The sequence below is a fragment of the Erwinia aphidicola genome (genome assembly GCF_014773485.1).
GTDB classification, from domain to species: Bacteria; Pseudomonadota; Gammaproteobacteria; order Enterobacterales; family Enterobacteriaceae; genus Erwinia; species Erwinia aphidicola.
Genome location: NZ_JACXBP010000018.1, coordinates 1 through 12877, shown reverse-complemented (window position 1 = coordinate 12877; position 12877 = coordinate 1). Strand labels below are relative to the sequence as shown.

Genomic DNA, 12877 nt, shown 5'->3' with positions numbered 1-12877 from the left:
CCGTTTTTTAGGAATGTTGGAGAAAGAAAATGGCAAGATATTTGGGTCCTAAGCTCAAGCTGAGCCGTCGTGAAGGCACAGACCTGTTCCTTAAGTCTGGCGTTCGCGCGATTGATACCAAGTGTAAGATTGAACAAGCTCCTGGTCAGCACGGTGCGCGCAAGCCACGTCTGTCTGACTATGGCGTGCAGTTACGTGAAAAGCAGAAAGTTCGTCGTATGTACGGCGTGCTGGAGCGTCAGTTCCGTAACTATTATAAAGAAGCAGCTCGTCTGAAAGGCAACACCGGTGAAAACCTGTTAGCTCTGCTGGAAGGTCGTCTGGACAACGTAGTTTACCGTATGGGCTTTGGCGCCACTCGTGCAGAAGCACGTCAGCTGGTTAGCCACAAATCTATTTTGGTAAACGGCCGCGTTGTTAGCATCGCTTCTTATCAGGTAACTCCGAATGACGTTGTTAGCATCCGTGAGAAAGCCAAAAAGCAGTCTCGCGTGAAAGCCGCTCTGGAGCTGGCTGAACAGCGTGAAAAGCCAACCTGGCTGGAAGTTGATGCAACTAAGATGGAGGGTGTGTTCAAGCGTATTCCTGAACGTACCGATCTGTCTGCGGACATTAACGAACACCTGATCGTCGAGCTTTACTCCAAGTAAGGCTTAGTACCAAAGAGAGGACACAATGCAGGGTTCTGTGACAGAGTTTCTAAAACCGCGCCTGGTAGATATCGAGCAAGTGAGTTCGACGCACGCCAAGGTGACCCTTGAGCCTTTAGAGCGTGGCTTTGGCCATACTCTTGGTAACGCACTGCGCCGTATTCTGCTTTCATCAATGCCGGGTTGCGCGGTGACCGAGGTTGAAATTGATGGTGTACTGCATGAGTACAGCACCAAAGAGGGCGTACAGGAAGATATCCTGGAAATCCTGCTCAACCTGAAAGGTTTGGCGGTAAGAGTTCAGGGCAAAGATGAAGTTATTCTTACTCTGAATAAATCTGGCATTGGCCCTGTGACTGCAGCCGATATCACCCATGATGGTGATGTCGAAATCGTCAAGCCGCAGCACGTGATCTGTCACCTGACCGATGAGAACGCCGCTATTAGCATGCGTATCAAAGTTCAGCGTGGTCGTGGTTATGTGCCGGCTTCTGCCCGAATTCATTCGGAAGAAGATGAGCGCCCGATCGGTCGTCTGTTGGTTGACGCCTGTTACAGCCCTGTAGAGCGTATTGCCTACAATGTTGAAGCAGCGCGTGTAGAACAGCGTACTGACCTGGACAAGCTGGTCATCGAAATGGAAACCAACGGCACTATTGATCCTGAAGAAGCGATCCGCCGTGCGGCAACCATCCTGGCAGAACAACTGGAAGCTTTCGTCGACTTACGTGATGTACGTCAGCCGGAAGTGAAAGAAGAGAAACCAGAATTCGATCCGATCTTGCTGCGCCCTGTTGACGATCTGGAATTGACTGTCCGCTCTGCTAACTGCCTTAAGGCAGAAGCTATCCACTACATCGGTGATCTGGTACAGCGTACCGAGGTTGAGCTGCTTAAAACGCCTAACCTTGGTAAAAAATCTCTTACTGAGATTAAAGATGTGCTGGCTTCTCGTGGTCTGTCTCTGGGCATGCGCCTGGAAAACTGGCCGCCAGCTAGCATTGCTGATGAATAACCCGATCACAGGTTAAGGTTTCACTGAGAAGGATAAGGTCATGCGCCATCGTAAGAGTGGTCGTCAACTGAACCGCAACAGCAGCCATCGTCAGGCTATGTTCCGCAACATGGCTGGCTCTTTGGTTCGTCACGAGATTATCAAGACGACCCTGCCAAAAGCGAAAGAGCTGCGTCGCGTAGTTGAGCCGCTGATTACTCTTGCCAAGACCGACAGCGTAGCTAATCGTCGTCTGGCATTCGCCCGTACTCGTGATAACGAGATCGTGGCAAAACTGTTTAATGAGCTCGGTCCGCGTTTCGCGAGCCGTGCAGGTGGTTACACTCGCATTCTGAAGTGTGGCTTCCGCGCTGGTGACAACGCTCCGATGGCTTACATCGAGCTGGTTGATCGTCCAGAAGCTCAAGCAGAAGCTGTAGCAGAGTAATCTGCCGCAGTATTGAAAAAACCCCGCTTGCGGGGTTTTTTTATGTCCATAATTCCTCTCTTACTTCATATCCTCACCAGTTACGCTATGCTGAACGCTTCCTGAGAACTGGAGGCCGCGACTATGACACTGCTCGAGCAGCTGGCTGAAAAACATATCCTTGCCGCACAGCGTCAGGGCGATCTCGATAATCTTGCGGGGGCTGGCCAACCGCTGCAGCTGGATGACGACAGCCACGTTCCTGCTGAACTGCGCGCCAGCTATCGTATCTTAAAAAATTCTGGCTACCTGCCACCGGAGCTGGAGCTGCGACGGGAAGCCGTTGAGCTGGATAAGCTGCTGCGTGGCATCGCACCTGAGGATGAGCGCTATCAGCCACAGGCAAAACGACTGAAGTTACTGGAAATCAAACTTATTCAGGCGGGTATCAGTACCGATTTTCTGCATAGCCATTATGGCAGGCAGTTACAGCAGCATTTTAGCGAGGAGGAGTAATGTACCGCATTGGACAACTGGCGAAACTGGCAGATGTGACACCAGACACCATTCGCTTTTATGAGAAGCAGCGCATGATGGATCATGAAATCCGCACCGAAGGCGGCTTTCGTCTCTACAGTGATACTGATTTGCAGCGGCTGAAGTTTATTCGTTATGGACGTCAGCTGGGCTTTACGCTGGAAGCGATCCGCGAACTGTTATCGATCCGCGTCGATCCTGAACATCACACCTGTCAGGAATCTAAGACCATCGTGCAAAAGCGGCTCACCGAAGTTGAAGCCATGTTAACAGAGCTTCAGCATATGCAGCGTTCACTGAAAAGGCTGAATGATGCCTGCTGCGGCACCGCGCACAGCAGCCGCTATTGCTCGATCCTGGAAGCACTTGAAAAGGGGGCAACCACATCAAATGTTAATGCCGCCGATTGAAATATCCCAATCTCAGGCCTATATTCATCTGCGTCATTTACTCACAGGAAATATCATGACTGTTTACCAACATAAAAAAGGCGTCATCCGTGATAACGCCCTTGAAGCACTGCTACATGACCCACTGTTTAAACCGCGCGTTGAGGCGAACACTAAAGGTAAAGGCAGCTACCGGCGTCGTGATAAACATGCGAAGAAAGGTAACTGTGAGGCCAGTGGCCAGTGCGCAAACCGCGTATTGACCACTGGCCTTCTGCCTTTTCAGGCATAAAAAAACCGCCAGCGGTGGCGGTTTTCGCAACAGACAATCTCTTAAAGCGGTTTGTTATTCTGTTCTTTCAGCAGATCGCGGATTTCGCTCAGCAGCGTTTCTTCAGCAGAAGGTTTCGGTGCCGGTTTTTCCACTTCCTTTCTTTTGTACATCTTGTTCATCACTTTAATCGCCATGAAGATGGCAAACGCAACGATCATAAAGTCAAAAATGGTCTGCAGGAAAATCCCGTACTCCATCACCACAGCAGGCGCTGTACCATCTGCGGCTTTTAACACCCAGCTGAACTGCTTGAAATCGACGCCCCCAATCAGTAACCCCAGCGGTGGCATGATAATATTTGCCACCAGTGAAGAGACGATTTTACCAAACGCAGCACCGATGATGACACCCACAGCCAGATCGACGACATTGCCACGCATCGCGAAATCGCGAAACTCTTTGAATAAACTCATTGTTATCTCCCATTTTTGCCAATTTTCTAAGTCTAACAAAGGATTGGCTTTTTACCACGGTGATTGCTGATAAATGTCGACATTCACCCGGGGTAACGCCGGGTGAAATCAGACAGATAGATAGGGTAGTTAGAGGAAGAACGGGCTGGGCTGGAACAGGCGTTCGACGTCCGGGACAAATTTCTTGTCGGTTAGGAACATGATCACGTGGTCCCCCTGCTCAATACGCAGGTTATCATTAGCAATCATCACATCGTTACCGCGCACCACGGCACCAATGATGGTTCCCGGTGGCAGCTTGATATCATCAATCAGGCGCCCGACCACGCGTGAGGTCGACTCCTCGCCGTGCGCGATGGCTTCAATGGCTTCCGCAACGCCGCGGCGCAGTGAAGAAACCCCGACAATATCCGCTTTACGCACGTGCCCCAGCAGCGCCGAGATCGTCGCCTGCTGCGGGGAGATCGCGATATCGATGACGCTGCCCTGCACCAGATCGACATAGGCGCGGCGCTGGATAAGCACCATAGCCTTTTTCGCGCCCATGCGCTTGGCCAGCATTGCCGACATGATATTGGCTTCATCATCGTTGGTGATGGCAATGAAAAGATCGGTTTGATCAACGTGCTCCTCGGCCAGCAGTTCCTGATCGGAGGCATCGCCATAAAACACGATGGTGTTTTGCAAGTTTTCTGCCAGCTCGGCGGCGCGCTGCTGATCGCGCTCGATCAGTTTAACGCTGTACTGTTTTTCCAGGCGCTGCGCGAGACCAAAGCCGATATTTCCGCCGCCGACGATCATAATGCGCTTATACGGTTTCTCCAGCCGCTGATACTCACTCATCACCGCACGAATATGCTGGCTGGCAGCAATGAAGAACACTTCATCGCCTGCCTCAATGATGGTGGAACCCTGCGGGCGAATAGGGCGATCCTGGCGGAAAATAGCGGCAACGCGCGTATCGATATGCGGCATATGTTCACGCATCACGGATAGCGCATTCCCGACCAGCGGGCCGCCATAATAGGCTTTGACCACTGCCAGGCTGACTTTCCCTTCCGCAAAGTTCACCACCTGCAGCGCACCAGGGTATTCGATCAGACGATAAATATTATCAATCACCAGCTGCTCCGGAGAGATGAGGTGGTCGATGGGTACCGCTTCCGGGATAAACAGCTTATCGGCGTCACGGATATAATCCGGGGCGCGGATACGGGCGATGCGGTTCGGCGTGTTAAACAGGGAGTAGGCGACCTGGCAGGCGACCATGTTGGTTTCATCAGAGTTGGTGACGGCAACAAGCATATCCGCATCTTCCGCACCGGCTTCACGCAGCACGCGCGGATGAGAGCCGTGCCCCTGCACCACGCGTAAATCGAATTTGTCCTGTAACTGACGCAGGCGCAGGGGATCGGTATCGACCACGGTAATATCGTTGTTTTCACCGACCAGGTTCTCAGCTAGCGTTCCGCCGACCTGACCTGCACCAAGAATGATAATTTTCATTATGCTTCAGTCTGTTGGTTGTCGTTCAATTTGTGGCGCGGCTAAGCCATGCCACCTGTTTCACTGTTTTATCAATTTTGCATAGTAGAAGCCATCGCCGCCTTCCACCTGCGGGAACACCTGGATACCTGGCTGAGCCAGATCGCCGGTTTCGACCAGGCTTGCATCGCCGTGGCGCTGCAGGAACTGCGCGATCTGCTGGTGATTCTCTTCCGGCAGTATCGAGCAGGTGGCGTAGAGCAGCGTGCCGCCTTTCTTCAGATGTGGCCAGACGGCATCGAGGATCTGCTGCTGTAAGATCGCCAGCTCAGCAATATCGCGGTCGCGACGCAGCCATTTGATATCCGGATGACGACGAATAACGCCGGTAGCCGAGCAGGGTGCATCCAGTAAAATGCGATCAAACTGCGTATCGCCACACCACTCTGCAGGCGTGCGGCCGTCGCCAAGCTTAACCTCTGCGTGCATGTCGAGGCGTTGCAAATTCTCACTAATTCTTGCCAGACGCTGAGCATCGACGTCAACGGCCATAACGTCAGCCTGCGGCGCGGCTTCCAGAATATGCGTGGTTTTGCCGCCGGGTGCGGCGCACAGGTCGAGGATCTTCTCGCCGTTTTGCGGATCGAGCAGGGCAACACAGCCCTGAGCTGAAGCATCCTGCACGGTCACCCAGCCCTGGTCAAAACCAGGAAGCTGTCCCACCGCGCACGGTGATTCCAACCGAACCGCGTCGCTATGCTGCGGGTGAGCAAATCCGGTTTTGCCGCTTTCTGCCAGCAAAGCCAGCCAGGCATCACGGCTGTGATGCTGACGATTCACGCGCAGCCACATTGGCGGGCGCTGATTATTGGCATCAACAATCTGCTGCCACTGCCCGGGCCACGCGCGCTTCAGCCTCTCCAGCAGCCATTTCGGATGCAGATACTGCTGTTCGCCGTCGTTCATCTGCTGGGTCAGCTCTTCCTGCTGGCGCTGGAACTGGCGCAGCACACCGTTGATCAATCCCTTCAGCTGCGGGCGCTTGAGGGCAACTGCCCCCTCCACGGTTTCAGCCAGCGCCGCATGGGAAGGGATGCGGGTAAACAGCAGCTGATAGAGGCCGACCATGATCAGGAAGTGAATCGCGCGCTGTTTGCCGGTCATCGGGCGTGACATCAGCTTGCTGATGATCCACTCCAGCTGCGGCAGCGTGCGCAGTACGCCGTAGCATAGCTCTTGTAACAGCGCGGCATCTTTCTCGCCTACGGCTTTCTGGGCGGCAGGCAGCACGTTGCTAAGCGACTGCCCCTGTTCGACAACCTTCTCGATAGTCTGAGCGGCAACGCTGCGTAAATTGGTATTTTTTTTCATAGAGGATTCGCATGTAAAACTGCCCGGCGGTGATGCCGGGCAGAGTATCAGGCAATGATATTGCCTGGGGTGAACCATTCGCGGCGGGAATTAAGCAGGTCCTGGGCTTTCATCGCTTTCTTGCCCGCGGGCTGGAGTTCTTCAATATTCAGCACGCCATCAGCGGTAACTACCTGAATGCCGTGCTTATCGGCCTGCAGGATCTCGCCCGGCTGGTGATGACTAACGGCAGGAAGCACGCTGGCCTTCCACACCTTCACCGGCTGCTCATCAATAATGAAGTAGCTGACTGGCCATGGATTAAAGGCGCGGATGCAGCGCTCCAGCTGCAGCGCTGACAAGGTCCAGTCGAGTCGAGCCTCCTCTTTACTCAGCTTCTCGGCATAGCTCACCAGAGCTTCATCCTGCACTTCAGGCTGTGCGCTGCCGTCGGCCAGCTGCGCCAGCGTGCTCAGCATACCAGCCGGACCGAGCTCTGCCAGTTTGTCATACAGCGTGGCGCTGGTATCGTGGGCTTCAATTGGGCAGGCCAGCTTATGCAGCATATCGCCGGTATCCAGGCCCACATCCATCTGCATGATAGTCACGCCGGTTTCGGCATCGCCCGCCCACAGCGAGCGCTGGATTGGTGCGGCGCCACGCCAGCGTGGCAGCAAGGAACCGTGAACATTGATGCAGCCGAGACGAGGCATCTCCAGCACCGCCTTTGGCAGGATCAAGCCATAAGCGACCACCACCATGACATCGGCGTTCAGCGCGGCAACCCACTGCTGATTCTCTTCAGGACGCAGGGATTTAGGCTGGAACACCGGAATGTTGTGCTGCTCAGCCAGCTGCTTGACCGGGCTGGCGGTCAATTTATTTCCGCGGCCGGCAGGGCGGTCGGGCTGAGTGAAAACGCCCACTACCTGGTGCCCGGATGACAGCAGCGCGTCAAGATGACGCGCTGCAAAGTCGGGGGTGCCGGCAAAAATGATTTTTAACGATTCGGACACGTGATTCCCTTTAGTCAACGAACTTAGTCGCGGGCGCTCTGGCGATAGAGCTTTTCCAGCTTCTGACGAATACGCTGACGTTTCATTGGCGACAGGTAATCAATAAACAGTTTACCGACCAGATGATCCATTTCATGCTGGATACAGATTGCCAGCAGCCCATCCGCTTCCAACTCGTAGCTGTTTCCTTCGCGGTCCAGCGCTCGAATTTTGACTTTCTCTGAACGCGGCACCAAAGCACGCTGTTCAGGGATCGACAGGCAACCTTCTTCAATGCCGGTTTCGCCACTCTCTTCCAGCAGCTCCGGGTTAATCAGCACCAGGCGCTGATCGCGATTTTCAGAAACATCAATCACGATAATCCGCTGATGGATATCAACCTGTGTCGCTGCCAGACCGATGCCTTCTTCGGCATACATGGTTTCAAACATATCGTCGACGATACGCTGAATATCGGCATTTACTTCTTTAACGGGTTTCGCAACGATGCGCAGGCGCTCGTCAGGAAAATGTAATACCTGCAAAACGGACATAACTTTCCAGATCTGTATTCAAGGGATGAGAGTTTTAATCCTCTTATTGTAGACATTTCACGCTGCGATTGACAGCATTCCTGGCAGGTTACCTTCAGGGGGAAGGGGCAAAATCAGGGAGAGAATAATGTCACCTATTGAGTGTGCGCTGCGCCTTTCAGGCGTCTCAGGGTTATCCAGCCCTCAGCGCCTGATTCTGCTACAGCAAATCAGGGAAATTGACCCGTCAGATACCCCTGCTCTGGCTGCACTGCCATGGACGGCAGGGCAGCTGGAGGCTTTCAGGCAATATGATGGGCGAATTATTGATGAAACATGGCGCTGGCTGGCAGAACCCGGGCACAGTTTCATTACGCCCGACAGCCCTCATTATCCTGAGCGGCTCAAGTCTCTAAGCAACTTTCCGCTGATGCTATTTATTGCGGGCGATGTGGAATTGCTGAACACGCGGCAACTGGCGATAGTGGGCAGCCGACACTGTAGCCATTATGGACGCGAGTGGGGCAGCTGGTTTACTCAGGCTTTGGCCCTGAGTGGCATGACGATTACCAGTGGGCTGGCAATTGGCATTGATGGTATTGCGCACCGCGCCGCGCTGGAGGTAGAGGGGAAAACAATTGCCGTGTTGGGTAGCGGCCTGAACGCAGTTTATCCGTCGCGGCACAGAGCGCTGGCCGGGCAAATTATCGCCGCTGGGGGAGCGCTGGTGTCCGAGTGTCCTTTATCGGTAACGGCTCGTGGGTCCTATTTCCCACGACGTAACCGTATTATTAGCGGTTTAAGCCTGGGCGTGCTGGTGGTTGAGGCGACGTTGCGTAGCGGGTCGCTGCTGACGGCCAGGTTAGCGCTGGAGCAGAATCGCGACGTATTTGCTTTGCCCGGCGCGCTGGGTAATCCGGGAAGCGAAGGGACGAACTGGTTAATTCAGCAGGGCGCGATGTTAGTTGCCCATCCCAACAATATTCTTGAGCAAATACAGAGCGACCTTAACTGGCTTCCTGATTTTCCAGATTCAGCCAATTATTCCACGTCGGACTGCAATCCTTCATTGCCATTTCCCGATGTGTTGGCTAACGTAGGAGATGAGGTTACACCTGTTGACGTCGTCGCTGAACGTGCCGGCCAACCTGTGCCAGCCATCGTAGCTAAGCTGCTTGAGTTGGAGTTAGCAGGGTGGATCGCAGCTGTACCCGGCGGCTATGTCCGATTGAGGAGGGCAAGCCATGTTCGACGTACTAATGTACTTATTTGAAACGTATATCCACAACGAGGCAGAAATGCGCGTTGACCAGGATAAATTGACTGATGATCTGTCCGATGCAGGTTTTCATCGTGAAGATATCTATAATGCGTTGAACTGGTTGGAAAAGCTGGCAGATTATCAGGACGGCCTTGTCGCTCCGATTCTGCTGACTACCGATCCGCTGTCTATGCGTATCTACACCGAGGAAGAGAGTCAGCGTTTAGATGCCAACTGCCGTGGCTTTATTCTGTTCCTGGAACAAATTCAGGTTCTGAATCTGGACACGCGCGAAATGGTTATCGAACGTATTATGGCTTTGGATACCCTCGAGTTTGATCTGGACGATCTCAAATGGGTGGTGCTGATGGTGCTGTTTAATATCCCCGGATGTGAAAACGCCTATCAGCAAATGGAAGAGCTACTTTTCGACGTCAATGAAGGAATGCTGCACTGAAGTTTGCCTTCGTGTACACAAAGTTATGAATAAAACAGCGCTTTTCGCTGTGCGAAAAAATGAACCCTGCCCCCAGTGTGGGGCAGAAGTGGTTATTCGCTCCGGGAAACATGGCGCTTTTCTTGGTTGCTCACTCTACCCCGAATGCGACTTTATTCGGCCGCTGAAAGGCCAGGCTGACGGGCACATCGTTAAAGTGCTCGAAGGTCAGCTGTGCCCGAAATGTGGGGCCGAACTGGTATTGCGCCAGGGGCGTTACGGCATGTTTGTCGCCTGTAGTGAATACCCGGAATGCGAGCATACCGAAACTATCGATAAGCCGGATGAAACCACGCTCGCCTGCCCGCAGTGTCAGAGCGGAAAGCTGGTGGCACGACGTTCGCGTTACGGTAAAACATTCCACGCCTGTGACCGCTATCCCGACTGTCAGTTTGCGGTGAACTTCACTCCGCTGGAAGGGGTGTGTGAGTTCTGCCAGTTCCCGTTGCTAATAGAAAAGAAAACCGCCAGAGGTGTGAAGCGCTTCTGCGCCACTAAAGCCTGCGGCAAACCTGTAACAGTGATAAATGGTAGTGAAGATGAAACCAGTGCATGACTCTGTAGCGCTGTGCGTTGCGCAATTGCGCCAGTCAGCCGTAATTGCTTACCCCACAGAGGCGGTATTTGGCCTCGGCTGCGATCCCGACAGTGAGGCTGCGGTCATGCAACTGCTGGCACTGAAGCGCCGCCCGGTAGATAAGGGGCTGATCTTGATTGCCGCCGACTACCAGCAGTTACTCCCTTATATTGCCGATGAGCAGTTGAGCGCCGAACAGAAAGAGCGGATGTTTTCCCGCTGGCCTGGGCCGGTGACCTGGGTGCTGCCCGCGCGCCAAGAGACACCGCGCTGGCTGACCGGGCGCTTCTCCTCGCTGGCAGTGCGCGTCACTAATCATCCTGATGTGGTCAAACTGTGTCAGGCTTTTGGCAAGCCATTAGTCTCTACCAGTGCCAACCTCAGCGGTTTACCGCCGTGCCGCAATGTGGCGGAGGTGCTGGCGCAGTTCGGTGAAGGTTTCCCCGTGCTGCAGGGAGAAACGGGCGGCCGCCAGAATCCGTCAGAAATCCGCGATGTATTAACCGGTGAACTGATTCGCCAGGGATAAAGAGAACTCTATGTCGTTTGTCGTCTTCGGTAACCCGATTAATCACAGTAAATCGCCCCGCATTCACCAGCTGTTTGCTGAGCAGAGCGGGATCGCCCATCCTTATGAGCGTTTTTGCGCGCCAGTTGAGGGTTTTGAACAGGCCGCGCGTGAGTTTTTTGCCGCTGGCGGCAAAGGCGCTAACGTGACCCTGCCGTTTAAACAGCAGGCTTATGCGCTGGCCAGCGAGCTGAGCGAGCGAGCGGCTCTGGCGGGTGCGGTCAACACGCTAAAAAAACTCGACGATGGCCGACTGCTGGGCGATAACACCGATGGCATTGGTCTGCTGAGCGATCTTCAACGGCTGCAGCTGATCCAGCCCGACGACCGGATCCTCCTGATCGGCGCAGGCGGCGCAGCAAGAGGTGTGATCCTCCCGCTGCTTTCAGCTCACGCCCATATCACTGTTGTTAACCGTACCCATGCGAAAGCCGCTGAACTAGAGCAGCTGTTCCAGCGCCAGGGCGGTGTGCGGGCATTAAACCGTGAGAAGCTGGTCGGCGAGCAGTTTGACCTGGTGATCAATGCGACTTCCAGCGGTGTCGCGGGAGATGTACCGGATCTGCCCGTTGGTTTGGTGAATACACAGACCCGCTGCTACGACATGTTTTATCAGCAGGGGGACACGCCGTTTCTGCAGTGGTGCCGTCAGCTGGGGGCAGTTCAGCTGGCTGATGGTCTCGGCATGCTGGTGGGCCAGGCGGCACACTCATTTAAGCTGTGGCATGGCGTAATGCCGGATATCACTCCGGTGATTAAAATATTAAAAGAAGAGATGGCTGGGTGAATCAGGCCATCCAGTTTCCTGAACGGGAATGGTGGGATGAAAATTTACAGGCGGTCTGCTTCAGCGCACTGGTTAATGGCTTCCCGCTCACTTGCATCATAAGCGGCGAAGCTTTACTTCGCCGCTTTAGCTGTAAAGGGGATGCGCTGGCCTGTTTCCACCTTTATCGTTGGGATCTGGAAGAGGATGCTGAGCAGGCGATCAAAGATCAACAGGAAGATGCTCAGGGTTGGGTCTGGCTCTCTTCCGCCAGATAGTCATTTTTCCAGCTGACATAGTTGTTAGCAGAATAGAGCAGGCCGTCAATTTCATCGGACGTCAGCGGCCTTACCTTTTTCGCCGGACTGCCCAGATAAAGGAAGCCACTTTCCAGACGCTTGCCGGGCGACACCAGGCTCCCCGCGCCAATCATCACATCATCTTCGACCACAACCCCATCAAGCAGAATGGCCCCCATGCCAACCAGCACGCGATTGCCGATGGTGCAGCCGTGCAGCATCGCTTTATGTCCTACGGTGACATCCTCACCAATCACCAGCGGATAGCCGTCAGGGTTGGCTGCCGATTGATGAGTGAGGTGCAGCACGCTACCATCCTGAATATTGCTGCGTTTGCCGATCGTCACGCGATTAACGTCGCCGCGTATGACGACCAACGGCCAGACACCGACATCGTCTGCCAGCGAAACATTGCCAATGACAACGCTGGTGGCATCAATCATTACCCGCTCACCCAGCTGTGGGCGTACTCCTTTATATGCACGTACGTTGTGAACCATAACGACCTCTATATAGATAGGATCCTGCCAGCGTAGTACCGGAAGCGATTGTTGATCAATTACCACGGTAAAAAACGCGCTAAATTTGTGCGGATCGCCTGAGATCTCAGCGAAAAGAGCGATAAATCAGCAACCAAATAAAAAGATCGAAAAAAGGGTTGTGGATTAAATCGGGATCCCTATAATGCGCAACCACTGAGACGGCACAACGGCTTACAGGCCAGCGGCTCAGGAGGTTCAGGAAGTATCTGAACCGCCGGAAAAACTTCTCAAAAAGAAGTTGACTCCGAAGGAGGAAAGCGT

18 protein-coding genes are annotated in these 12877 nt (G+C 53.8%); 12 read left to right on the top strand and 6 right to left on the bottom strand.

Annotated elements, in window-relative coordinates:
• Positions 1–29: 29 nt before the first annotated feature.
• From rpsD to ID864_RS23355, 6 genes are all read left to right on the top strand, one after another.
• The gene (rpsD, locus tag ID864_RS23380; RefSeq protein ID WP_048917625.1) at positions 30–650 is read left to right on the top strand and encodes a 30S ribosomal protein S4; all 621 of its coding nucleotides are present in this window, start codon (positions 30–32) and stop codon (positions 648–650) included.
• Between the two features lie 25 nt (positions 651–675).
• Positions 676–1665: a DNA-directed RNA polymerase subunit alpha gene (locus ID864_RS23375; RefSeq protein ID WP_002919219.1), complete on the top strand. Its 990-nt coding sequence runs from the start codon at positions 676–678 to the stop codon at positions 1663–1665.
• Positions 1666–1705: 40 nt separating this feature from the next.
• Positions 1706–2092: a 50S ribosomal protein L17 gene (gene rplQ / locus ID864_RS23370; protein ID WP_004160560.1), complete on the top strand. Its 387-nt coding sequence runs from the start codon at positions 1706–1708 to the stop codon at positions 2090–2092.
• A gap of 123 nt (positions 2093–2215) precedes the next feature.
• Entirely contained in the window at positions 2216–2587 is a 372-nt protein-coding gene (locus tag ID864_RS23365; RefSeq protein WP_191150446.1) for a DnaJ family domain-containing protein, read from the top strand.
• The gene (zntR, locus tag ID864_RS23360) at positions 2587–3018 is read left to right on the top strand and encodes a Zn(2+)-responsive transcriptional regulator (protein WP_191150445.1); all 432 of its coding nucleotides are present in this window, start codon (positions 2587–2589) and stop codon (positions 3016–3018) included. The genes ID864_RS23365 and zntR overlap by 1 nt, the downstream gene beginning before the upstream one ends.
• Positions 3019–3073: 55 nt before the next feature.
• Positions 3074–3289, top strand: coding sequence for an alternative ribosome-rescue factor A (locus tag ID864_RS23355; protein ID WP_191150447.1), 216 nt, complete (start codon positions 3074–3076; stop codon positions 3287–3289).
• 41 nt (positions 3290–3330) lie between these two features.
• On the opposite strand, the gene mscL is transcribed toward ID864_RS23355, so the two are convergent.
• The 5 genes from mscL to def all read right to left on the bottom strand — a co-directional run bounded on the left by mscL (position 3331) and on the right by def (position 8128).
• Positions 3331–3744 (bottom strand): large-conductance mechanosensitive channel protein MscL, encoded by a 414-nt coding sequence (gene mscL / locus ID864_RS23350; RefSeq protein WP_048917621.1) that lies wholly within the window; start codon positions 3742–3744, stop codon positions 3331–3333.
• Between the two features lie 129 nt (positions 3745–3873).
• Entirely contained in the window at positions 3874–5250 is a 1377-nt protein-coding gene (trkA, locus tag ID864_RS23345) for a Trk system potassium transporter TrkA (RefSeq protein WP_048917620.1), read from the bottom strand.
• A 60-nt stretch (positions 5251–5310) separates the two neighbouring features.
• A complete protein-coding gene (gene rsmB, locus ID864_RS23340) occupies positions 5311–6600 on the bottom strand; it encodes a 16S rRNA (cytosine(967)-C(5))-methyltransferase RsmB (RefSeq protein ID WP_048917619.1) in 1290 nt (429 codons plus the stop codon).
• Between the two features lie 47 nt (positions 6601–6647).
• Entirely contained in the window at positions 6648–7595 is a 948-nt protein-coding gene (fmt, locus tag ID864_RS23335) for a methionyl-tRNA formyltransferase (RefSeq protein ID WP_048917618.1), read from the bottom strand.
• A gap of 23 nt (positions 7596–7618) precedes the next feature.
• Positions 7619–8128 (bottom strand): peptide deformylase, encoded by a 510-nt coding sequence (gene def, locus ID864_RS23330; RefSeq protein WP_191150444.1) that lies wholly within the window; start codon positions 8126–8128, stop codon positions 7619–7621.
• Positions 8129–8255: 127 nt separating this feature from the next.
• On the opposite strand from def, the gene dprA reads away from it, so the two are divergent.
• The 6 genes from dprA to ID864_RS23300 are packed head-to-tail and all read left to right on the top strand — an operon-like array spanning position 8256 to position 12053.
• Entirely contained in the window at positions 8256–9380 is a 1125-nt protein-coding gene (gene dprA, locus ID864_RS23325) for a DNA-protecting protein DprA (protein ID WP_191150443.1), read from the top strand.
• Positions 9352–9825 (top strand): DUF494 family protein Smg, encoded by a 474-nt coding sequence (gene smg, locus ID864_RS23320; protein ID WP_048917615.1) that lies wholly within the window; start codon positions 9352–9354, stop codon positions 9823–9825. The genes dprA and smg overlap by 29 nt, the downstream gene beginning before the upstream one ends.
• Before the next feature lie 25 nt (positions 9826–9850).
• Positions 9851–10420 (top strand): DNA topoisomerase family protein, encoded by a 570-nt coding sequence (locus ID864_RS23315; protein WP_191150442.1) that lies wholly within the window; start codon positions 9851–9853, stop codon positions 10418–10420.
• A complete protein-coding gene (gene tsaC, locus ID864_RS23310) occupies positions 10398–10970 on the top strand; it encodes an L-threonylcarbamoyladenylate synthase type 1 TsaC (protein WP_180276781.1) in 573 nt (190 codons plus the stop codon). The genes ID864_RS23315 and tsaC overlap by 23 nt, the downstream gene beginning before the upstream one ends.
• A gap of 10 nt (positions 10971–10980) precedes the next feature.
• A complete protein-coding gene (gene aroE / locus ID864_RS23305; RefSeq protein WP_191150441.1) occupies positions 10981–11796 on the top strand; it encodes a shikimate dehydrogenase in 816 nt (271 codons plus the stop codon).
• Positions 11793–12053, top strand: a complete 261-nt coding sequence (locus ID864_RS23300) for a DUF1488 family protein (RefSeq protein ID WP_191150440.1) — start codon at positions 11793–11795, stop codon at positions 12051–12053. Before aroE ends, ID864_RS23300 begins: the two co-directional genes overlap by 4 nt.
• On the opposite strand, the gene ID864_RS23295 is transcribed toward ID864_RS23300, so the two are convergent.
• On the bottom strand, positions 12020–12574 hold the full coding sequence (locus ID864_RS23295) for a gamma carbonic anhydrase family protein (protein WP_191150439.1): 555 nt from the start codon (positions 12572–12574) through the stop codon (positions 12020–12022). The genes ID864_RS23300 and ID864_RS23295 overlap by 34 nt on opposite strands.
• Positions 12575–12877 lie beyond the last annotated feature (303 nt).

Excerpts from the sequence above, each read along its gene's own strand:
- trkA (WP_048917620.1), bottom strand. The coding sequence starts at position 5,250 with ATGAAAATTATCATTCTTGGTGCAGGTCAGGTCGGCGGAACGCTAGCT.
- aroE (WP_191150441.1), top strand. The coding sequence starts at position 10,981 with ATGTCGTTTGTCGTCTTCGGTAACCCGATTAATCACAGTAAATCGCCC.
- ID864_RS23375 (WP_002919219.1), top strand. The coding sequence starts at position 676 with ATGCAGGGTTCTGTGACAGAGTTTCTAAAACCGCGCCTGGTAGATATC.
- rpsD (WP_048917625.1), top strand. The coding sequence starts at position 30 with ATGGCAAGATATTTGGGTCCTAAGCTCAAGCTGAGCCGTCGTGAAGGC.
- ID864_RS23295 (WP_191150439.1), bottom strand. The coding sequence starts at position 12,574 with ATGGTTCACAACGTACGTGCATATAAAGGAGTACGCCCACAGCTGGGT.
- mscL (WP_048917621.1), bottom strand. The coding sequence starts at position 3,744 with ATGAGTTTATTCAAAGAGTTTCGCGATTTCGCGATGCGTGGCAATGTC.
- rplQ (WP_004160560.1), top strand. The coding sequence starts at position 1,706 with ATGCGCCATCGTAAGAGTGGTCGTCAACTGAACCGCAACAGCAGCCAT.
- ID864_RS23315 (WP_191150442.1), top strand. The coding sequence starts at position 9,851 with ATGAATAAAACAGCGCTTTTCGCTGTGCGAAAAAATGAACCCTGCCCC.
- ID864_RS23355 (WP_191150447.1), top strand. The coding sequence starts at position 3,074 with ATGACTGTTTACCAACATAAAAAAGGCGTCATCCGTGATAACGCCCTT.
- rsmB (WP_048917619.1), bottom strand. The coding sequence starts at position 6,600 with ATGAAAAAAAATACCAATTTACGCAGCGTTGCCGCTCAGACTATCGAG.
- smg (WP_048917615.1), top strand. The coding sequence starts at position 9,352 with ATGTTCGACGTACTAATGTACTTATTTGAAACGTATATCCACAACGAG.
- ID864_RS23365 (WP_191150446.1), top strand. The coding sequence starts at position 2,216 with ATGACACTGCTCGAGCAGCTGGCTGAAAAACATATCCTTGCCGCACAG.
- zntR (WP_191150445.1), top strand. The coding sequence starts at position 2,587 with ATGTACCGCATTGGACAACTGGCGAAACTGGCAGATGTGACACCAGAC.
- def (WP_191150444.1), bottom strand. The coding sequence starts at position 8,128 with ATGTCCGTTTTGCAGGTATTACATTTTCCTGACGAGCGCCTGCGCATC.
- dprA (WP_191150443.1), top strand. The coding sequence starts at position 8,256 with ATGTCACCTATTGAGTGTGCGCTGCGCCTTTCAGGCGTCTCAGGGTTA.